The following is a 22042-nucleotide window of genomic DNA, read 5'->3' as shown; positions in this document are numbered from 1 at the left end:
AGTGATGACGAATTATTTTAACAGCCTTTCTTTACGTGAACAATTAGCCCAGCTGGGAACCTGCAGGTTTATGGGTAGTGATGAATTCAGCGACGGAGTGGCTGCTTTAAAAGGGAAAAAAATAGTGATTGTGGGCTGTGGTGCACAAGGCCTTAACCAGGGTTTAAATATGCGCGATAGCGGGCTGGATATTTCTTACGCCCTTCGCGAAGGAGCTATTAAAGAAAAAAGACAGTCTTATAAAAACGCTACAGAAAATAATTTTAAGGTTGGGACCTATAAGGAACTGATCCCTACCGCTGATTTGGTTATTAACCTGACACCTGATAAACAACATACTTCGGTAATAAAGGCAATTCAGCCTCATATCAAAAAAGACGCCGTGCTATCTTATTCCCACGGATTCAATATCGTGGAAGAAGGTATGAAAATACGCGAGGATATTACCGTAATAATGGTGGCACCAAAATGTCCTGGAAGTGAAGTAAGAGAAGAATATAAAAGAGGTTTTGGAGTACCTACTTTAATTGCTGTACATCCGGAAAATGACCCCCTGGGAATTGGTTTTGAATGGGCCAAGGCCTATGCCGTTGCCACAGGTGGCGATAAGGCCGGAGTTTTAGCCTCTTCGTTTGTGGCTGAGGTAAAATCTGATTTGATGGGAGAACAAACTATCCTATGTGGATTGCTGCAAACCGGCTCTATCCTTAGCTATGATAAAATGGTTGCTGAAGGAGTGGAGCCTTCGTATGCTTCAAAACTTATTCAATATGGATGGGAAACCATTACCGAGGCATTAAAGCATGGCGGTATTACCAATATGATGGATAGGCTTTCAAATCCGGCTAAGATTAAAGCCGAGGAGATTTCCAAGGAATTAAAGCAACTGATGCGACCGCTTTTTCAGAAACATATGGATGATATTATTTCCGGTGCTTTTAGTAGTAGAATGATGAAAGACTGGGAAAATGGCGATAAAGAATTGCTGGAATGGCGGGCGGCAACCGGAGAAACCGCTTTTGAGAAATCTGAGGCCACCTCTGAAAAGATCAAAGAACAGGAGTATTTTGATAAAGGTGTATTGCTTGTAGCTTTTGTGAAATCCGGCGTAGAACTGGCTTTTGAAACGATGGTGGAAGCCGGAATCGTTGCGGATTCAGCGTATTATGAATCCCTGCACGAAACTCCACTGATTGCAAATACCATTGCCAGGAAGAAATTATTTGAGATGAACCGGATTATCTCTGATACGGCAGAATACGGTTGTTATTTATTTGACCATTCCGCAAAACCGCTTATTAAAGATTATGTAAACAGCTTACCCAAAGAGGTTGTAGGACATTCTTTTGGAACGGATTATACAGGAGTGGATAATCAGCAGTTAATAGCAGTGAACGATGACATCAGGCAACACCAGGTGGAAAAAGTAGGAGGAAGGCTACGAAAAGCAATGACTGCAATGAAAAAAATACAGGAATAAAAATGGATACTTTGCTGGCAGATAAAAAAATATATAAACCCCAATTGAAAGCTGTAAAAGAAGCGGCCGAGCGTATTTCCAAAGTGGTGGTTAAAACCCCACTTATGCAATCTTTTACGTATAGCAAGAAATTTTCAGCAAATGTAATGTTGAAAAGAGAAGATCTGCAGCAGGTGCGCTCCTATAAGATTCGGGGAGCCTACAATAAGATTTCAAGCCTGCCTCAGGATCAGCTGAATAAGGGAGTTATTTGTGCCAGTGCCGGAAATCACGCGCAGGGTGTAGCCTTTGCCTGTAATAAACTGCAGGTAAAGGGCGTCATCTACATGCCTATTACCACCCCTAGACAAAAAGTGGAGCAAACCAAGATGTTTGGCGGGGAGTGGGTTGAGGTGGTTTTAAAAGGAGATACCTTTGATGATTCCTTTAAAAGTTCGATGATACATGCCGACAAATTCGGTTTGGTATTTATCCATCCTTTTGACGATGAGAAAGTAATTGAAGGCCAGGCCACTATTGGGCTGGAAATTTTGGAACAGGCCACCGAACCTATTGATTATGTATTTGCACCTCTTGGCGGGGGAGGCCTACTAGCTGGTTTGTCTTCTATGTTTAAAGAACTTTCCCCTCATACCAAAATTATCGGTGTAGAACCAGAGGGCGCACCTTCTATGACCTCTTCTTTAAAAGAAGGAAAACTGGTAGAATTAAAATCAATAGAACGTTTTGTAGATGGTGCCGCAGTGCAAAAAGTAGGGAGCCGAAATTTTGAAATTTGCAAAGAAAATCTTGATAAAATGATTACGGTTCCCGAGGGGAAGATTTGTCAAAGTATCCTGGACCTTTATAACCAGGATGCAATTGTTGTAGAACCAGCCGGGGCCATGGCTATAAGCGCGCTTGATTTTTTTGCAGAAGAAATCAAGGGGAAAAATGTGGTCTGCATCGTTAGCGGAAGCAATAACGATATTACCCGAACTGCAGAGATAAAGGAAAGGGCTTTGTTATATGCCGGTCTAAAGCATTATTTTGTAATTAGTTTCCCCCAGCGAGCAGGAGCTTTAAAAGATTTTCTTGAAAAAGTTCTGGGCCCCAAGGATGATATTACACATTTTGAATACTCAAAAAAACATCATCGGGAAAATGCCCCCGCGGTTGTTGGAATAGAGCTAAACGATCCTGCGGATTTTGAACCACTGGTAGCCAGGATGAAAGCGAAGAATTTTTATGGGGAATATCTCAACGATAAGCCTAATTTGTTTCAATATTTAGTATAAATATTTTGTTGGTTAAAATAATTATGTACATTTACAATATGCTTTCAATGAAACAAATAATATCCCCATTTTTTCGCTTCTTCCTGCGCCCTAGCAGGCAGAGGTAAAATGTACTATTTTTTAATATTATTTGATTTTAATTACAACTTGAGAGATCCACAAAATATACCGTCCAATTTAAATTTCAGAATCACTTCTGAAATTACACCCATTCGCCGTCGCTTTCCGCGTCGCACCTTGGTGCGTGTATAATTTAATGGAACTTAGGTGAGTCCGGTTCCCCTTTCAAAAAGAACAAATCAAATTTATTTTCTCACTAAACCCTTAGCAAATGAAGATTATCATTGCTAATAAATCTCACGCCGGGTACGCGGAGATTATTTGTAAAAATATAGAAGAATCTGCAAAGGTTCGAGGCACGGGCATTGCTCGCAGAACTCCGGAATATATCATTGGAAAAATGGAAAAGGGCAATGCGGTTATTGCACTTGAAGGTGAAATATTTGCCGGCTTTTGTTATATCGAAACCTGGAGCCACGAAAGGTACGTGGCAAATTCAGGCCTTATCGTGCACCCGGATTTCAGGAATCAGGGGCTTGCCAAGGATATTAAAGAGGTGATTTTTAGTCATTCAAGAAAGATGTATCCAAATGCAAAAATTTTTGGAATTACTACAGGTTTGGCTGTTATGAAAATAAATTATGAGCTGGGCTATCAACCCGTAACCTTTTCCGAACTTACCGATGATGAAGCATTTTGGAAAGGCTGCCAAACATGTAAAAATTACGATATCCTAACCAGGACAGAACGTAAAATGTGCCTGTGCACGGGAATGATGTACGATCCTGAAAGAAAAAAAGAATTACAAAAAGGAACTAAAAAAGAAAGCTTAAATGAAAAAGCTTTTAAAAGGTTGAAGAATATTAAACAGACCTTGTTTTATAAAAAAGAGAAAAACGAAAGTTAACAAATTGATCTCAAGGCTGAACCTGCGTCAGCTTTTTCAGTTTCCGATACATAAAGTTCAGGAGGGAGGTTAAAATCGAAAATCAGTAAAATGAAAAAAGTAGTTATAGCATACAGTGGAGGTTTGGACACTTCTTACTGCGCAAAATATTTATCTAAAGAAGAAAATTTTGAAGTCCATGCGGTGAGTGTCAATACCGGTGGTTTTTCAAAAGAAGAAGTGAAAAAAATTGGCGAAAACGCTAAAAGAATTGGTGCCAAGTCCTATAAAAATATTGATGCGGTTTCTTCATTTTACCAGAAAGTCGTTAAATATTTGATCTTCGGAAATGTCTTGAAGAACAATACCTATCCGCTTTCAGTAAGTGCAGAAAGGATAGTACAGGCTATCGAAATTGTAAATTATGCCAAAAAGATCGATGCTAAGTATATCGCTCATGGTAGCACGGGAGCCGGAAACGACCAGGTTCGTTTTGATATGATCTTTCAAATAATGGCACCTGGAATTAAAATTATCACCCCCATAAGGGATAAACAACTCAGTCGTCAGGAAGAGATTGAATATTTAAAACAAAATGGGGTGGAAATGAATTGGGAAAAATCAAAATATTCTGTGAACAAGGGCCTCTGGGGGACCAGTGTGGGGGGAGCAGAAACCCTGACTTCGGAGAAACCTTTACCAGATTCTGCTTACCCTTCCCAACTAAAGGAGAAAGAAGCAAAACAGATCAGTTTGACCTTTACTAAGGGGGAACTTTCCGCAGTAAATGGGGAGAAAAATTCACCGGAAAAAAATATTGAAATCCTCGAGAAAATCGCTTCCAAATTTGCCATAGGTCGTGATATACACGTAGGGGATACCATTATTGGTATAAAAGGTAGGGTTGGTTTTGAAGCCGCCTCGGCGCTAATTATCATTAAAGCGCATCATTTGCTTGAGAAACATACCCTTAGCAAATGGCAATTACAGCACAAGGATTACCTTGCTAACTGGTATGGTACTCATTTACACGAAGGTCAGTATCTGGAACCTGTAATGCGGGATTTGGAAGCTTTTCTTGATAGTTCACAGCAGCAGGTTAGCGGGGAGGTTTTTGTAAGCCTGCATCCTTACCGTTTTACATTAGATGGAATTAAATCTAAAAACGATTTAATGAATTCCAGCTTCGGAAATTACGGGGAAGAGAATAAAGCCTGGACTGCCGATGATGCTAAGGGATTCATCAAAATTCTGTCGAATGCCGGTAAGATATATCAACACGTAAAAACAGGAGAATGATTACAGCAGGAATAATTGGAGGTGCCGGTTATACTGCCGGAGAACTTATCAGGATTTTAATGCACCATCCCGAGGTAGAGTTGGATTTTGTATATAGTACCTCCCAGCCCGGGAAACTGGTGGCGGGAGTACATCAGGATTTGCTGGGGGAAACTGAGCTTCAGTTTAGCGGTGATATTAATAAAAATGTAAACGTCGTTTTTCTGTGTCTTGGGCATGGTAATTCGGTGAAATTCCTTGCGGGAAATACGTTCTCAGAAAAAACAAAAATCATTGATTTAAGTACTGATTATAGAATGAGTGGAGAACACTCATTTGTGTATGGTTTGCCAGAGTTCAATAGGGATAAGATCAAAAAAGCTAGTTTTATAGCTAACCCGGGATGCTTCGCTACAGCAATTAGTCTGGCTATACTGCCACTTGCTAATGCCGGCTTGTTTCTGGATGATTTACATATAAACGCGGTGACCGGAGCAACAGGTGCAGGAACCTCTCTTTCAGCTACAACTCATTTTAGCTGGAGGGATAATAATTTTTCCAGTTATAAAGCTTTTGAACATCAGCATTTAAATGAAATTGGACAGAGCTTGAAAATCCTTCAGCCTGGTCATCTGCCGGAAATAAATTTTATTCCGAACCGGGGAAATTTTTCCAGAGGAATTCACGCTACAGCATATACTAAATTTACAGGTAGTTTAGAACAAGCCAGGAAAATATATTCTGAAGCCTATAAAGATTCAGTTTTTACTTTTCTCAGGGAGGAGGAATTGCATTTGAAACAAGTAGTGAATACCAATAAATGTCTTTTGAGATTACAAAAATTCGGCAATAAATTACTTATAACCAGTGTGATCGATAATTTGCTAAAAGGCGCTTCCGGACAAGCCGTTCAAAATATGAATTTGATCTTTGGTTTTGAGGAAACTGCTGGTCTGAAACTCAAAGCCAGTTATTTTTAAAGGAAAAATTAAATTCCTTTGGAGAGATTAGATAAGTAGATAAAGTAAAAAAATAAAATCTTAAAGATGAAAATAGCCATTATCGGAGCTGGAAACCTGGGACTTTCTATTGCAAAAGGACTAATTGTAACCAATGCTTTTACCACCTTATACCTAACCAAGAGGAAAACTGAAGACATTCAGGATTATGAAGAATACGCTAAGGTTAAAGTCACCAGCGATAACCGGGAAGCGGTGCAAAATTCCGATATCCTTATTTTCGCGGTGCAACCCACGCAAATGGAACGGATTCTGGAGGAAATAAAAGATGAGCTTCACGAAAAGCACGTACTTATTTCCACTATTACTGGTTTCAAGATAGCTGCAATTGAAGCCATAGTCGGGGAGCAACGGTTTATTGTTCGTTCCATGCCCAACACGGCTATCGCCGTTGGGAAATCCATGACCTGTCTATGTAGCAATGAAAATGGTAAGAAACGTATCGCAATTGCCGAGGCTATCTTCAATCGTTTAGGGACCAGTATCATTATTGCAGAAAATAAAATGCAGGCTGCAACAGTAATCTGTGCCAGTGGAGTTGCTTTTTGGATGCGACTCATACGTGCCACTACTCAAGGCGCGGTACAACTTGGTTTTGATGCCAAAGACGCGCAGCAGCTGGCGATGCAAACCTGTTTGGGAGCTTCCAGTTTGCTTATAGAATCCGGGAAGCACCCGGAAGAAGAAATCGATAAGGTAACCACCCCGCGTGGTTGCACCATAGAAGGCCTTAATGAAATGGAACACAACGGGTTGAGTTCTTCGCTTATAAAAGGTATCCAGGCTTCCTTTAAAAAAATAAACACCATAACAACTGATTAACTATGCAACTATTTGATGTTTATCCCCTTTACGATATTATCCCGGTAAAGGGTCAGGGCGCCTATGTTTTTGATAACGAAGGAAAAAAGTATCTCGACCTTTATGGAGGTCACGCCGTAATTTCTATCGGGCATTCCCATCCCACATACGTCAATGCGATTTCCAAACAGGTTGCCAGGCTGGGTTTTTATTCCAATTCAGTTAAGAACCCCTTACAACAGGAACTTGCCGATCAACTAGAAAAGCTCTCCGGGATAAAAGATTATAGCTTATTTCTATGTAACTCTGGTGCTGAAGCAAATGAAAACGCTTTAAAAGTGGCTTCTTTCCATACCAGAAAGGATAGAATAATCTATTTTGACAAAGCATTTCATGGAAGGACTTCCGGTGTAGTGGCGGTAACAGACAACGAAAATATTAAAGCTCCCTTTAACCAAAATCACAAAGCGACCAAACTTGCTTTTGAGGATACCCAGGCCCTTGAAAATGAACTTAGAAAGGGCGATGTGGCTGCGGTTATTTTTGAAGTAATTCAGGGGGTGGGTGGCCTGGAGGAGGCCTCTGCTGAATTTTATCAAAAAACCGCGGAATTGTGCCAAACATATCGTTCGGTTTTAATTGCCGATGAAGTACAGGCAGGTTATGGAAGAACAGGCGATTTTTTTGCATTTCAAAAACACAATATTCGCCCTGATATCATTTCCATAGCAAAAGGTATGGGCAATGGTTTTCCAATTGGGGGGATTTTAATCGACAAATCCATTAAGGCAAAATCAGGAATGTTGGGGACAACCTTCGGGGGAAACCATTTAGCCTGTGCAGCGGGAATTGCGGTTTTAAAGGTTCTTGAAAAAGAAAACCTTTTAAAAAATGCAAAGGAACTCTTTGAATACGTACAGGAGAAAGCAGCTGAAATTCCCCAGATAAAACAAATTAAAGGACGGGGACTGATGATCGGCCTGGAATTCGATTTTGAGATCGCCCAGATAAGAAAAGAAATCCTTTATAAACATCAAATCTTTACCGGTGCTTCCGCAAACAAGAAACTCCTGCGGATATTGCCCCCTTTAAATATTAATAAAGAGCAATTTGATAAGCTATTTAAAGCTTTGAAAATTGTTTTAAAATAAATATAATTTGCCAGCGCAGTACCGCAATAATTGATACGGGATTAAATGATATTGAAGATTAATACTGATGTGCTGCCAGAACCATTGGAAAAACAATTACATGAAAAATTACACAGATTTATCAGATATAAAAGATCTGCAGCAATTGATCACTGAAGCATTGGAACTAAAAAAAGCAAAAACTGCCCTGGAGATTGGCAAGGGAAAAACCCTGGGGATGCTATTTTTTAATCCTAGCCTGCGAACGAGATTAAGTACTGAAAAGGCAGGCAGATTGCTGGGAATGGAAGTAATGGTGATGAATGCCGGAAGTGACAGCTGGAAATTAGAGTTTGAAGACGGAGCAGTGATGAATTCCGATAAGGCAGAACATATCAAGGAAGCCGCCGCAGTTTTATCCCAGTATTGTGATATCATTGCTGTCCGGGCATTTCCTGATTTGCAGGATAAAGAAAAAGATGAAGCTGAGATTGTTTTGAATAGTTTTAAAAAATATGCTTCAGTCCCCGTGGTGAACCTAGAAAGTGCAACCGGGCATCCGCTTCAAGCCCTGACCGATGCCATTACGATTTCTGAATTAAAAAAGAAGGATAGGCCGAAAGTTGTCCTGAGCTGGGCGCCACACCCCAGGGTATTGCCGCAAAGCGTGCCTAATTCTTTTGCTGAAATAATGCAAAGGCTCGAGGTAGATTTTGTGATCACCAATCCACAGGGATATGATTTAAACCCGGAAATCACGAAGGATGTTCTAGTAATTCATAATCAGGAAGAAGCTTTAATTGATGCCGACTTTGTATATGTAAAAAACTGGAGCAGTTATCAAAGCTATGGACAGAAATTGAGCGAAGACCGAAATTGGACTTTTTCAGCAGAAAAATTATTAAAAACCAATAATGCAAAGGTGATGCATTGTTTGCCTGTAAGACGAAATATGGTGATTGCTGATGATGTTCTGGATTCAGATAGTTCAGTGGTTATCAAACAAGCGGGAAACAGAACTTTTGCTGCACAGGCGGTTTTAAAAAGCATCCTGGAGGAAACAGTAAAGGAAGTGGATTTAGGGAAAAATGCCTGAGAGGTCCAATAAGCTTACGGGAAAATAGCGTTATGAAAAAGGAAGTTTTAAAAATAGTTAAAATAGGAGGAAAGCTTATCGAGGATAAGGAAAAGTTCAAAGCTTTCCTTGGAGATTTTGTCGCCCTGGATGGCCCAAAGATCCTGGTTCACGGGGGTGGGAACCTGGCTACTGAAATCGCTGGAAAACTCGGTTACAAAACCCAAATGTACCAGGGAAGACGAATTACCGATGCCGATTCCATCAAGGTCATTACCATGGTTTATGGCGGGTACATCAATAAAAATATTGTCGCAGGACTCCAGGCTCTTCACAATAATGCCATAGGGCTTAGTGGTGCGGACGGCCTTAGTATCATTTCAAAAAAACGTCCCGTTAAAGAAGTAGATTACGGCTTCGTGGGAGATGTAGAGAAGGTGAATTCGGAATTTATCAATTCAATCCTTAAACAAAACATAACCCCGGTTTTTTCAGCAATTTCCTGTACGCAAGACGGGCTGCTTTTAAATACCAATGGAGATTCTGTGGCCGCCGAAATCGCCAAAGCCATGAGTTCATTATACCAAACCGAACTTTATTATTGTTTTGAGAAAAAAGGCGTGCTGGCCGATTCTGATGACGATGATTCGGTAATCGAAAAAATTTCCTGGAAAAAATATCAGGAATTACTTCAAGAAAAAATAATTAGCGATGGAATGTTGCCAAAACTTCACAACTGTTTCCAGGCATTAGAAAATGGTGTGGAGCACATATTTCTTGGGGATTTCAGGTTATTACAGAAAGATTCTGTTTATACAAAAATAAGTAACTGATGAAGCTCAAAGAATTACAGAATGACGCTATAGACTTACTCAAAAGGCTTATTAAGACACAGTCTTTTTCAGGGGAAGAAGATAAAACTGCTGAATTGCTTGAGGGGTGGTTTAAAGAAAAGGAGATGACCTTTTATAGGCACTTAAACAATGTCTGGGCGACCAATAAATATTTCGATTCCTCCAAACCCTCTCTGCTGTTAAATTCGCATCACGATACGGTAAAACCAAATTCCGCTTATACTCGTGATCCTTTTGAACCTGAAATTGAAGATGGGAAATTATATGGTTTGGGCAGCAATGATGCTGGCGGTTGCCTTGTTTCCTTACTCGCCACATTTACCTGGTATTACCTGGCAAAAGACCTGAACTATAACCTTATTTTTGCAGGAACAGGGGAAGAGGAAATAAATGGGAAAAACGGGATTGCCTGTATGTTGCCAAAAATGCCAAAAATTGATGTTGCTATTGTGGGGGAGCCTACCTTGATGCAACTGGCCATTGCTGAAAAAGGACTGATTGTTTTTGATGCTAAAGTAATGGGAACTCCCTCGCACGCGGCGCACCCCAATGAAAACAATGCCATTTATAAAACCGCCGATGTTTTAAAATGGTTTGAGAAGTTTGATTTTCCCAGGGAATCTAAGGCCCTTGGAAAGGTAAAACTCACTGTGACCCAAATCAATGCCGGTAGCCAGCACAATGTAGTACCTGGACACGTAGATATGGTTATTGATGTTCGGGTAAATGATGCTTATTCCAATACGGAAATTAATCAGATTTTACAGGAAAATGCACCTGTGGATAAAATTACAGCACGCTCGCTTCGTTTGAATTCTTCTTCCATTGCAAAGGACCATGATTTAATAAAAGCAGGCATTGCACTGGGTATGGAAACTTATGGTTCCCCAACCCTGTCAGACCAGGCGATGCTAAATTGCCCTTCCTTAAAATTAGGTCCTGGGGATTCGACAAGATCCCATTCGGCGGATGAGTTTATTTATATCAGGGAAATAGAAGAAGGGATTGATACTTATATAAAACTGCTTGGAAAGGCTTTTAAGAATAAATGAAAACCATAAAGGTTTTAAAATCATCGGAGAAATCCGGCAGAAGCAAAAGAAAAAATATGAAACTCTGGGATAAAGGATTAACTATAGATAAAAAGATTGAAAATTTCACGGTCGGAAATGACCGGGAGTTGGATATGCATATTGCTCAATATGATTTAAGAGCATCAAAGGCACACGCCCGAATGCTTGGAAAAGTCAGCATTCTCACCTCAGGAGAAGTTAAAGATATTGAAAGGGAACTTGCTAAACTTCAGCAACAACTTGAACAGGGTACTTTTGTGATCGAAGAAGATTTTGAAGATGTACATTCTAAAATTGAATTTGAATTGACCAAATCACTGGGTGATACCGGAAAAAAAATCCATACAGCACGCTCTAGAAATGACCAGGTTTTAGTGGCCATGCAATTATATTTTAAGGATAATCTGCAGGAAATCTCAGGTAAAACCAAGCAGCTGATTGACCTTCTTTTAAAACTGGCAGAGCAGCACAAGCAAAAACTGCTGCCTGGGTATACACATTTACAGGTAGCGATGCCATCAAGTTTTGGTTTATGGTTTTCAGCTTATGCTGAATTGCTTATAGACGACCTTTATTTACTTAACGCAGGATTAAAAGTTGTGGACCAAAACCCATTGGGTTCTGCTGCAGGTTATGGTTCTTCATTTCCAATAGACCGGGAATTCACCACAAAGGAACTGGGATTTTCAACTTTAAAATATAATGTAGTAGCAGCGCAATTGGGTAGGGGAAAATGCGAGCGAACCATCACCTCCAACATTGCCTCGGTCTCTAATACCCTTTCCAGGTTTGCGATGGATATTTGTTTATATATGAGTCAGAATTTTGATTTCATCGCTTTTCCGGATGAACTCACTACAGGATCCAGTATTATGCCCCATAAGAAGAACCCCGATGTTTTTGAGTTGATTCGTGGAAAATGTAATAAACTCCAGAGTATCGCCAATGAGATGGTTCTCATTACCAATAATTTGCCTAGCGGGTATCACCGGGATTATCAATTAATTAAAGAGAATAGTATATATGCCGTGGAAAATATTAAAGAGATCCTGGATGTCTTTATTCACGCTATTGCTTTAATTAAGGTTAAGGATATCGATTTACAGGATGATAAATATAAATACTTATTTACGGTAGATAGTATCAATGATTTGGTAATGCAGGGAAAATCTTTTAGAGAAGCCTATCAAATTATTGGCCAGGAGGTTCAGGCAGGAACTTATGAAGCGGGCGAGGCTAAAAAACATTCCCATCTGGGAAGCAAGGATAATCTTGGATTGGAGCAAATCAGAAGTAAAAAAGACCAGGTGTAAAGAAGGGGGTTTCTCGGGATAGTTCTACCAACGCCAAACAGGAGTTGGATAAATTCCTGTTTGGCGGGTATCACTAAAAAAACCTCCCGCAAAACCACACGAAATGCGAGAGGCCCAAAACATAAATGAAGAAAAAAATTCTTATATAATAGTCATTTGCCCGAGATTAAGGTTTTCATTGTTGATACTAATATTATCAACTTCACTGATAAGCCCCTCAAGGAAATCACCCACTTTTTCGGTGGTATAATGGTTGTCTTTGTTAATATCTATGGTGCAAACATTGAGTTTAATACTAAGTTCTACTGCTTTTCTAACCGCTTCAGCTTCCTCATTGAGCCCGAAATGCTCCAAAAGCATGGCAGCTGATAAAATAGAGGCTACTGGGTTTGCAATTCCCTTCCCGGTTGCCTGGGGATAAGAACCATGAATTGGTTCAAACATGGCGTTTTCCTTTCCTACTGATGCAGATGCTAACAAGCCTATGCTCCCACCAATAACGCTGGCTTCATCAGAAAGAATATCACCAAACATATTTTCGGTAAGGATCACGTCAAATTGTGTTGGATTAAGGATCATTTGCATCGCGGCATTATCGACAAAAAGGAAGTCAAGTGCTACTTCGGGATATTCTTTGCCAATTGCGGTTACTGTTTTTCGCCATAGTCTTGAAGTTTCCAAAACGTTCGCTTTATCGACCAGGGTTAGTTTTTTTGAACGCTTCTGTGCGGCTTTAAAAGCCAGGTGAGCCACCCGGGAAATTTCTTCTACGGAGTAGCTGCATACATCGGTAGCGCTCTGACCATCTTCAGCGGTATATTTATCACCAAAATAGATGCCACCGGTAAGTTCCCGGTAGATTACCATATCTGCACCGGCAATGCGATCAGCCTTTAATGGTGATTGTTCTATGAGTTTGTCGTAGGCTTTTACGGGTCTAATATTAGCAAAAAGCCCAAGGCCTTTCCTTAATTGCAAGAGACCCTGCTCAGGTCTTACTTTTGCATCAGGATTATTGTCATATTTTGGGTGTCCAATTGCCCCAAATAACACAGCATCAGATTTCTTGCACAATTCCAGCGTAGCTTCAGGTAACGGATTGTCCAGCAAGTCTATTGCTGCCGCACCTACCAAGGCGTCTTCAAATTGAAAGTGGTGATCGAATCGATCTGCTACAGCTTTTAAAACTTTAACTGATTGCTGTGTAATTTCGGGGCCTATCCCGTCTCCGGGCAAGACTGCTATTTTTAATTTCATTTCTTTCTTCTTTATGTGTGGTTTTCCGATGGTATCGGGTCAATTTTTATTTTTTTTTAAAACTACAAGGGTGTGGAAGCTTGTATTTTTTGTGATTTTTTCTTTTCGAAATCTTTTATTGCATCGAGTTTGCTTACAAGAAAATCTATATCGTCAAAACCATTGATCATACAGGTCTTCTTATAGGGATCAATCTCAAAATGTTCTGAGATGTTTTTCTTTGGAATTCCAATTTTCTGGCCTTCCAGATCTATCTTAATTTCCACGTGGGGATCCTGAATGATTTCCAAAAAAAGTTGATTCAAAAACTCCGGGCTCACCTGAACCGGCAGTAACCCATTGTTAAGTGCATTGCCTTTAAAGATATCTGCAAAATAACTGGATACAACTACTTTAAATCCATAGGCTTTTAATGCCCAGGCCGCGTGTTCTCTACTGGATCCACAACCAAAATTATCTCCAGCGACCAAAATAGATCCTGAATATTCCGGTTTGTTAAGGGTGAAATCCGGATTTGGTTCATCATTTTTATCAAAACGCCAGTCACGAAAGAGATTTTCTCCAAACCCAGCTTTATCGGTAGCTTTGAGAAACCTGGCCGGGATAATCTGGTCGGTATCCACATTTTCAACTTCCAAGGGAACCGCTGTATCGGTTAAGGTGATAAATTTTTCCATCTTAATTAAGGTGTTTTGTGAAGTCGGTTAATTTACCGGAAATAGCCGTTGCTGCTGCGGTTAAAGGACTGGCTAATATAGTCCTGGAACCCTGTCCCTGTCTTCCTTCAAAATTTCGGTTACTTGTGGAAACACAATATTCACCAGGAGGAATTTTATCGTCGTTCATAGCCAAACAAGCTGAGCAACCCGGTTGTCTGAGGGTAAAACCTGCATTTTCAAATACTTCTCGTAAACCTTCGGCTTCAATTTGTGCGGCGACCTGACGAGAACCAGGAACAATAAGAGCATTTACATTTGCAGCCTTTTGTTTGCCTTTGATATAGGCAGCTGCCTGTCGGAAATCTTCAATTCTTGAATTGGTACAACTACCGATGAAGATCCAGTTTATAGTTTTCTCTAGTAATGTTTCACCGGGTTTAAATCCCATATAGGCCAAAGCCTTTGCATCGCTTTTTCCGCCTTCCATCGGGATGGAACCTGTGATTTTAATACCCATCCCAGGGTTGGTTCCGTAGGTAACCATAGGTTCAATATCCTCAGCATCAAAAGAATATTCCTGATCAAACTCAGCATCCTTATCGGTTTTTAGCGTTTCCCAATAAGTTTTTATATTATCAAATTCTTCTGCTTTAGGTGCGAATTCTTTTCCTTTTACATATTCAAAGGTCGTTTCGTCAGGCGCGATCAATCCTCCACGGGCTCCCATTTCTATGCTCATGTTGCAAACCGTCATTCGGCCTTCCATAGACATCTCTTCAAAAACATTCCCGGCATATTCGCAGAAATATCCTGTCCCGGAATTTGTTCCCAGCTTACTGATTATATAAAGAATTACATCTTTTGGTAAAACCCCTTTTTTGAGTTTACCATTCACATTGACACGTAGTCTTTTAGGCTTCTGAACCAAAACGCATTGGCTGGCGAAAACCTGGGAAACCTGGCTGGTGCCAATTCCGAAGGCAATGGTCCCGAAAGCACCGTGAGTAGAGGTGTGGCTATCTCCACAAACCATCGTCATTCCGGGCTGAGTAATTCCCAATTCTGGAGCCATAACATGAACAATTCCATTATAAGGATGGCCCAGACCGTAAAGGGTAATATTATTTTCTTCGCAATTTTGAGTTAACTCTTTCAGTTGTTTTCTGGACAACAGATCTTTAACCGGCAAATGTTGATTTTGCGTAGGAGTATTATGATCTGCCGTAGCTACAGTTCGGTCAGGCCTAAATAGGGATATCCCGCGTTCTTTTAGCTCATTGAATGCCTGGGGGCTGGTGACTTCATGGATCAGGTGTTTATCAATATATAATATATCGGGCCCGTTTGGTATGGATTCTACCACGTGTGCATCCCAAATTTTATCGAATAATGTTTTTTTCATTTTCATATAACTTCAATCCCAGGTCGGGAACTTCTCTCAGACTGTCTTTGTTGTTGCTGTGAGCCCATTTTATTTTCCAAAAATCCTGCTGGATTATTAGGCAATGGCTCTAATTTTTCTTTCTGAAATTTCCATAATCTCGTGAATATCATTGTCTTCCACACATCTTCTGGCGTCAGCATAATTCAGAAATTCTGCATAAACTTCGTCTAACTGAAGTTTTGTTAAATTATAACCCATTTTCTTGGCCTTATAAGCCAAAGCTGCCCTTCCGCTTCTTGCAGTAAGTACGATTGCAGATTCGGTAACCCCAACTTCCGCAGGGTCTATAATTTCATAAGTCTCCCGGTTTTTAATCACACCGTCCTGGTGAATTCCTGAGCTATGAGCAAAAGCATTGGCCCCTACAATTGCCTTATTTGGCTGCACGAACATTCCCATTTCTCGAGAAACCATACAACTGGTGTCGAAAAGGAATTTCGGGTCTATCTGCGTGTTTAAATTTAAGGTTGGGTGTTGTCTTAATATCATAACGACCTCTTCTAAAGCAGTATTTCCGGCGCGTTCACCAATACCGTTAATAGTACATTCTATCTGGCGGGCTCCATTCATTACTCCTGAAATAGCGTTTGCGGTGGCAAGACCTAAATCGTTATGGCAGTGGCAGGAAAGTATCACTTTATCGATATCCTTTACATTGTCTTTTAAATATTTTATTTTTCTTCCGTATTCATCAGGAAGACAATATCCGGTTGTATCGGGAATGTTCAATACCGTTGCACCAGCTTTGATCATTTCGGTACATACCCTGGCAAGGAATTCATTGTCTGTTCTTCCGGCATCCTCAGCATAAAATTCTACATCATCTACAAAATTCTTTGCGTGTTTAACTGCGGCTACACCACGCACAATTATTTCTTCTCTTGTAGAATTGAATTTGTATTTGATATGTGGATCTGAAGTGCCAATCCCGGTATGGATACGCGGTTTTTTGGCATATTTTAAGGCTTCAGCAGCAACTTCGATATCTTTTTTAACAGCACGGGTGAGACCGCATACGGCGGCATTCTTAGCCAGCTTGGAGATTTCATAAACCGATTGAAAATCGCCAGGACTGGAAACAGGAAAACCTGCCTCGATAACATCTACTCCCAGCTCATCAAGGCGTGCAGCGATTTTGAGTTTTTGGGCTGTATTCAATTTACATCCTGGAACCTGCTCTCCGTCTCGTAACGTCGTGTCAAAAATTTCTACCTTTTCTGTGCTCATAAGAGATTTATTTTACTTTATCTTTAACTAAAGTATTGTTAATCTATACACTCGTGAGCTTTGCTTAATGGGTCATTACGATAATTAAACTAAAAAATAAATTGTAAGGCCTCTGTAAATCAGAGGTTTGTAAACTATTCTGTTACAATGACTAATGATTTAACTGATAACTTATTTTCCTTGATAAAGTCACTTTCCCCTTCGGAAAAGCGTCAATTTTCGTTATATGTTGGAAGAATTGGTGTAAATACCGATAGTAAATTTCTGAATTTGTTTAAGGTAATGACTAAGCTTAAAAAGTATAATGAAAAGGAAATTCTTCTTAAAACAAAAATCAGTAAGCAGCAATTATCAAACGTAAAAGCGCATTTATACAAACAGATACTTATTAGTTTAAGGTTGAATCCCGCACACCAGAGTATTCCGGTACAAATAAGGGAACAGTTTGATTTTGCTTATATACTTTATCGTAAGGGTTTATATAAACAGAGTCTCAAGCTACTTGATAAAATAAAGGGGCAAGCCCTGGAATATGAAGAGAAAAACCTGGCTTATGAGATCCTGGAACTTGAAAAAATTATAGAGTCTCAGTACATCACCCGAAGTATAGGAAACCGGGCTGAAAGTCTTATTCAGCAAACTAGGGACCTTAGCGATCTAAATTTAATCTCTAGCAAACTTTCAAATCTATCTTTACAGCTATATGCTATTTTCTTAAAAATGGGCTATGCAAGAACCCAGGAAGAAGCCGATAGCATTAGAAATTATTTTAATCAAAATCTCCCTGAGTACCAAATAAGAAATATAGGTTTCCGGGAAAAGCTTTGGCTGTATAAAGCTCATTTGTGGTTTAGCTTTATCACCCAGGATTTTCTCTCGTGCTACCGCTATTCCATGAAATGGATAGATCTTTTTAACGATCATAAGCACCTGGTACCTATTCATCCCGTTTCTTATTTAAAAGGGAATCATTATTTGCTTGAATCTTTATTTTATCTCAACCATACCAATTTATTTGAAAAGACTCTTAAAAATCTTGAAGGCATGCTAAAGGATGCCCAAATTCCGGATGATGATAATATTAAAGCACTCGCTTTTCTTTATTTATATTCCAATAAGCTGAACCTGCGTTTTATGCAGGGTAATTTTGCAAATGGTGATGAATTGGTGGAGAAGATCCAGAAGAGGATCAAAAAATATCAGGATCGTATTGATGAGCATCATATTATGGTGTTTTATTATAAAATTGCTTGTCTTTATTTTGGAGACGGGAACAACAAAAAGTGCATTGAATTCCTTAATAAAATCATTAATAATAAATCACTGGAAATGCGGGAAGACCTGATGTGCTTTGCGCGAATATTAAGCCTGGTTGCTCATTATGAAGCGGGGCTGGATTATCATTTGGATCGCCTGGTTAAATCTACCTACAAATTTTTGATCAAAATGAATGATTTGCATGAAGTTCAGAAAGAAATGATTCGTTTTCTTCGAAATCTGCCGGAAGTTTCTCCACTGCAAATCAAAGATGAATTTAAAAGGCTTCACAGTAAATTAAAAGGATTTGAGGACCACCCATATGAACGCAGGGCGTTTCTCTACCTGGATATCATTTCCTGGTTGGAAAGCAAAATAGAAAATCGTCCGGTGGCGGAGGTGATCGCGGAAAAAGTTGCTTTGGTAAGCCGCTAGTTATTTCTGGAATATTATTGGCAAAGTATATCTGGTAGCCATTGCTTTTCCAAAATGCCTGGTGGGCTTCCATTTTGGCATATTACTTACCACCCTTACCGCTTCGGCATTATACCTGTGAGGCGCTCCTTCTACAATCTGTATTTCGGAGAGATAACCTTCGGTGTTTATGGTGAAAATAAGAGTCACCTTAACTGCAATACCTTGTTTTTGTTCCTGAGGAATATAGATATGCTCTTTTAGGAAGGCATATAGATTTTCTTCTTCTCCTGGAAATGAAGCAGGGATGTAATGTTTAAAATAATTAATTTCTTCTCCCTGGCTATTCCACACTTTCCCTTGCATTAATTTATCTCTTTTAAATACGTCATGACGTCTCTTTCTTCCGTTTTTCCAATATGCAATTAAGTTCCCGTGCTTTTTTCCATTTTTAAATTCCAGCTGGTAAAATAATTCCCCGGATTCATAATAATGTTTATGCATTCCATTATAAACTTTCACCTCTCCTTTTAGATCATAAGACTGCTCCGCTTGTTTTGTTCCATCCAATAAATAGGTCGTTCTTAAGAATTCGGCATTTTTATCAGGAGTAGGGGAAATAATTTTGAAATATTCAGCATTCCGTTTAGAATCCAGGTTCTGAAAATCTTTATCCATATAGATGGTATCCTGGGCGCAAAGGGAAAATGAAAATGCGGTGAAAAGTAGGCTTAAGATAAAATGTTTCATAGTTGGTTAAAGTAATTTAATTAATACAGTTATTCCAGAGGACCTCCTCAGGTGGTGGGGCAATAATATGAATTTCTTCCTTTTTTACAGGATGAATAAATTTAAGGGCCCTGGCATGTAAATGAATGCTGGCGTCTTTATTGCTTCGGTCAAATCCATATTTAAGATCGCCCTTTATGGGACACCCAATGGCGGAAAGCTGACTCCTTATTTGGTGATGTCTGCCGGTATGCAAATCGATTTCCAACAAGTAGTAATTATCGAGTTGCCTTATGATTCGATATTCCAAAACCGCCTCTTTACTATCGGGTACTTCTTTTATATGCGGGTAGGATTTATTTTGTTTTGGATTTCTTTTTAGAAAATGAACTAAAGTACCGGACTTTTGGGCTGGTACATTTTTAACAATTGCCCAATATGTTTTTTGTGCCTCCTTTTTCTGAAAAAGCTTATTTAGTCGCGGAAGTGCTTTCGAGGTTTTAGAAAACAATACAATTCCACTGGTTGGTCTATCCAGACGATGAACAACCCCTAAATAAGCATCCCCGGGTTTATTGTATTTTTCCTTGAGGTAAGATTTTACAACTTCACTAAGGGGTGTATCACCGGTTTTATCGCCCTGCACTATATCTCCTGGGCGTTTATTGACTACAATGATATGATTGTCTTCATAGAGCACCTGGAGGTTATTTTTATCCGAAATTATTTTTCCCAAACTAGCTGTTTTATTTGTATTGAAAACTACAATTACCCACTGGGTAGTGAATTAATATTGTTCATTATCAGAGGGAAAGCTTTTGCTTTTAACATCATCACGATAATCTTCAAAAGCCTTGGTCATTTCCGTGTGCAGATCGGCATACCTTCTAAGAAATCTCGGGTTAAACTCATGGGTCATTCCCAGCATATCTTGTATAACCAGGACCTGGCCATCAACTCCGTTTCCCGCGCCAATTCCTATAACAGGAATGCGTATACTTTCAGCGACTTCTCTGGCTAGTTTTGCCGGAACTTTTTCTAAAACTACCGCAAAGCAACCCAGACGTTCCAGTAATATTGCATCGGATTTTAGTTTTTCTGCTTCCTCCTCTTCTTTAGCCCTAACGGTGTAAGTTCCAAACTTATAGATAGATTGGGGGGTTAGGCCTAAGTGTCCCATAACCGGGATTCCAGCATGAAGGATACGTTTGAGGGATTCTTTAATCTCTTTTCCCCCTTCAAGCTTTACCGCATGTCCGCCGCTTTCCTTCATAATTCTAATAGCGGATCGTAGGGCTTCTTTTGGGTCACTTTGATAACTTCCAAAAGGAAGATCTACCACGACAAGAGCACGATTTATAGCTCTTACCACGCTGGTTGCATGATAAATCATTTGGTCTAAAGTAATTGGAAGCGTGGTTTCGTGCCCTGCCATCACATTGCTGGCAGAATCTCCTACTAAAATCACGTCAATTCCGGCCCCATCAACAATTTTGGCCATGGAATAATCATAAGAAGTCAGCATCGCAATCTTCTCTCCATTCTTTTTCATATCCACCAGTGATTTCGTGGTGACTCTTTTATATTCTTTTTTAGCTACAGACATATCTTTAATTTTGGATGGTAAAAGTACAAAAACAGTCGGTTTTCAGGCCCGAGCCGCCTTTATTGTTTTTTAAGTTCAGTATATAAGGCCTCCAGCAGCTGGCCATCATCCCCATGATACTGCCAAAACATCGCACCGCCAAGATTATTCTGTTTAATGAATTTTGCTTTTTTCTTTATAGATTCAGGGTCGTCATAGGTGATAAATGTACCGGTATCTTCCCGCCATAAGTAAGGAGCGTTTGCCTGCTTATCCCAATGATATTTATAATTTCCGGATTGTAAACTATCTTTAATTTCCCGATAATTTATACTGAAAGCATTTCCCATGGCAGGCTGATGTAATCCGTTATTTTCCTTTTTAGTATCGTGCCAGCCTCTTCCATAAAAGGCAACGCCAACAATTAGTTTCTCCGAAGGTGCTCCGGCATTTAAATGCTCTTTTACAGCAATTTGAGTGCTTTGTTTGTATTGTTCAGGATCAGTATTTGAAACATATAAATTGGTATGATGTGAGGTAAGATCATTCCAACCACCCTGGTAGTCGTAACTCATAATATTTATAAAATCCAGGTAAGGATGAATTTTTTCTAATTCTACGTGATCAAGGTATTGTTGGTTTGCAGCGGTAGCGATGGTGAGCAAATATTTTTCCTGGTCTATTTGACCCAGGGAATCTAATTTTTTTCTGAAAAGCTTTAAAATAGAAGTGAAGTTTTGTTTATCCTCAGGGGTGTGAGGATTTCCAGCGCCTGGTTGCCCGGGATATTCCCAATCTAAATCTATTCCATCAATTTTATGTTTTTGAAGAAAAGAAATTCCACTATTAGCAAATTTCTCCCTGGCAGCCGGGGTGGCTACTGCCTTTGAAAAACCACCAGACCAGCTCCATCCCCCAACAGAAATTAGGATTTTTAAATCAGGATTATCCTTTTTTAAAAGGTTTATTTTTTCCAATCGTTTTTTGTCTTTAGGATTTCCTGCTACAATTTTTCCTTCTTTAATATTGGCAAATGCATAGTTTATATGGGTGAGTTTTTGGGGAGAAATTTCATCAAATTTTTCCTCTACATTACCCCCGAGAATATATCCTACAATCTTTTTGTTATGTTCATCTTGAGCATTTATTTCTAAATTTATAAACGAGACACTTATAAAGAGATAAAGACTAATAATGGATATTGGTTTCATAGTTCAAAAGATT

Annotated in this window: 20 protein-coding genes; 12 read left to right on the top strand and 8 right to left on the bottom strand. The window is 39.6% G+C overall.

Features of this window, described 5'->3' with window-relative positions:
* The first annotated feature begins 4 nt into the window (after positions 1–4).
* The 11 genes from ilvC to argH all read left to right on the top strand — a co-directional run bounded on the left by ilvC (position 5) and on the right by argH (position 12246).
* On the top strand, positions 5–1480 hold the full coding sequence (gene ilvC / locus DET49_RS09515) for a ketol-acid reductoisomerase (RefSeq protein ID WP_133547869.1): 1476 nt from the start codon (positions 5–7) through the stop codon (positions 1478–1480).
* A gap of 2 nt (positions 1481–1482) precedes the next feature.
* The gene (ilvA, locus tag DET49_RS09510) at positions 1483–2757 is read left to right on the top strand and encodes a threonine ammonia-lyase IlvA (protein WP_133547868.1); all 1275 of its coding nucleotides are present in this window, start codon (positions 1483–1485) and stop codon (positions 2755–2757) included.
* Positions 2758–3088: 331 nt separating this feature from the next.
* A complete protein-coding gene (locus tag DET49_RS09505; protein ID WP_133547867.1) occupies positions 3089–3724 on the top strand; it encodes a GNAT family N-acetyltransferase in 636 nt (211 codons plus the stop codon).
* 90 nt (positions 3725–3814) lie between these two features.
* The gene (locus tag DET49_RS09500; RefSeq protein WP_133547866.1) at positions 3815–5002 is read left to right on the top strand and encodes an argininosuccinate synthase; all 1188 of its coding nucleotides are present in this window, start codon (positions 3815–3817) and stop codon (positions 5000–5002) included.
* The gene (argC, locus tag DET49_RS09495) at positions 4999–5961 is read left to right on the top strand and encodes an N-acetyl-gamma-glutamyl-phosphate reductase (RefSeq protein ID WP_133547865.1); all 963 of its coding nucleotides are present in this window, start codon (positions 4999–5001) and stop codon (positions 5959–5961) included. The genes DET49_RS09500 and argC overlap by 4 nt, the downstream gene beginning before the upstream one ends.
* Before the next feature lie 66 nt (positions 5962–6027).
* Positions 6028–6822 (top strand): pyrroline-5-carboxylate reductase, encoded by a 795-nt coding sequence (gene proC, locus DET49_RS09490; protein ID WP_133547864.1) that lies wholly within the window; start codon positions 6028–6030, stop codon positions 6820–6822.
* A 2-nt stretch (positions 6823–6824) separates the two neighbouring features.
* A complete protein-coding gene (locus DET49_RS09485; protein WP_133547863.1) occupies positions 6825–7952 on the top strand; it encodes an aspartate aminotransferase family protein in 1128 nt (375 codons plus the stop codon).
* 100 nt (positions 7953–8052) lie between these two features.
* Positions 8053–9027, top strand: coding sequence for an N-acetylornithine carbamoyltransferase (locus DET49_RS09480; protein WP_133547862.1), 975 nt, complete (start codon positions 8053–8055; stop codon positions 9025–9027).
* 32 nt (positions 9028–9059) lie between these two features.
* Positions 9060–9839 (top strand): acetylglutamate kinase, encoded by a 780-nt coding sequence (argB, locus tag DET49_RS09475; RefSeq protein ID WP_133547861.1) that lies wholly within the window; start codon positions 9060–9062, stop codon positions 9837–9839.
* The gene (locus DET49_RS09470; RefSeq protein ID WP_133547860.1) at positions 9839–10912 is read left to right on the top strand and encodes a M20 family metallo-hydrolase; all 1074 of its coding nucleotides are present in this window, start codon (positions 9839–9841) and stop codon (positions 10910–10912) included. Before argB ends, DET49_RS09470 begins: the two co-directional genes overlap by 1 nt.
* Positions 10913–10968: 56 nt before the next feature.
* Positions 10969–12246 carry an argininosuccinate lyase gene (argH, locus tag DET49_RS09465; RefSeq protein WP_133547859.1) on the top strand — a complete coding sequence of 426 codons (1278 nt, stop codon included), beginning with the start codon at positions 10969–10971 and terminating at the stop codon, positions 12244–12246.
* Positions 12247–12387: 141 nt separating this feature from the next.
* Here argH and leuB read toward each other — a convergent pair whose 3' ends face one another.
* From leuB to DET49_RS09445, 4 genes are all read right to left on the bottom strand, one after another.
* Positions 12388–13503: a 3-isopropylmalate dehydrogenase gene (gene leuB, locus DET49_RS09460; RefSeq protein ID WP_133547858.1), complete on the bottom strand. Its 1116-nt coding sequence runs from the start codon at positions 13501–13503 to the stop codon at positions 12388–12390.
* A gap of 62 nt (positions 13504–13565) precedes the next feature.
* Positions 13566–14180 carry a 3-isopropylmalate dehydratase small subunit gene (gene leuD / locus DET49_RS09455; RefSeq protein ID WP_133547857.1) on the bottom strand — a complete coding sequence of 205 codons (615 nt, stop codon included), beginning with the start codon at positions 14178–14180 and terminating at the stop codon, positions 13566–13568.
* Between the two features lies 1 nt (position 14181).
* Positions 14182–15564: a 3-isopropylmalate dehydratase large subunit gene (gene leuC, locus DET49_RS09450; RefSeq protein WP_133547856.1), complete on the bottom strand. Its 1383-nt coding sequence runs from the start codon at positions 15562–15564 to the stop codon at positions 14182–14184.
* A 96-nt stretch (positions 15565–15660) separates the two neighbouring features.
* On the bottom strand, positions 15661–16833 hold the full coding sequence (locus DET49_RS09445) for a 2-isopropylmalate synthase (RefSeq protein WP_133547855.1): 1173 nt from the start codon (positions 16831–16833) through the stop codon (positions 15661–15663).
* 147 nt (positions 16834–16980) lie between these two features.
* Between DET49_RS09445 and DET49_RS09440 the strand changes: the two genes are divergently transcribed.
* A complete protein-coding gene (locus tag DET49_RS09440) occupies positions 16981–18525 on the top strand; it encodes a hypothetical protein (RefSeq protein WP_133547854.1) in 1545 nt (514 codons plus the stop codon).
* On the opposite strand, the gene DET49_RS09435 is transcribed toward DET49_RS09440, so the two are convergent.
* The 4 genes from DET49_RS09435 to DET49_RS09420 are packed head-to-tail and all read right to left on the bottom strand — an operon-like array spanning position 18526 to position 22029.
* Positions 18526–19254 carry a TonB family protein gene (locus tag DET49_RS09435; protein WP_133547853.1) on the bottom strand — a complete coding sequence of 243 codons (729 nt, stop codon included), beginning with the start codon at positions 19252–19254 and terminating at the stop codon, positions 18526–18528.
* 16 nt (positions 19255–19270) lie between these two features.
* The gene (locus DET49_RS09430) at positions 19271–19969 is read right to left on the bottom strand and encodes an RluA family pseudouridine synthase (RefSeq protein ID WP_133547852.1); all 699 of its coding nucleotides are present in this window, start codon (positions 19967–19969) and stop codon (positions 19271–19273) included.
* Positions 19970–20020: 51 nt separating this feature from the next.
* Positions 20021–20839 (bottom strand): 3-methyl-2-oxobutanoate hydroxymethyltransferase, encoded by an 819-nt coding sequence (gene panB / locus DET49_RS09425; RefSeq protein WP_133547851.1) that lies wholly within the window; start codon positions 20837–20839, stop codon positions 20021–20023.
* A gap of 59 nt (positions 20840–20898) precedes the next feature.
* On the bottom strand, positions 20899–22029 hold the full coding sequence (locus DET49_RS09420; protein WP_133547850.1) for a glycoside hydrolase family 18 protein: 1131 nt from the start codon (positions 22027–22029) through the stop codon (positions 20899–20901).
* Positions 22030–22042: the final 13 nt, after the last annotated feature.

Source organism: Salegentibacter sp. 24, assembly GCF_004362395.1.
Lineage (GTDB): Bacteria > Bacteroidota > Bacteroidia > Flavobacteriales > Flavobacteriaceae > Salegentibacter.
This window is presented reverse-complemented; position numbering and strand designations above follow the sequence as displayed.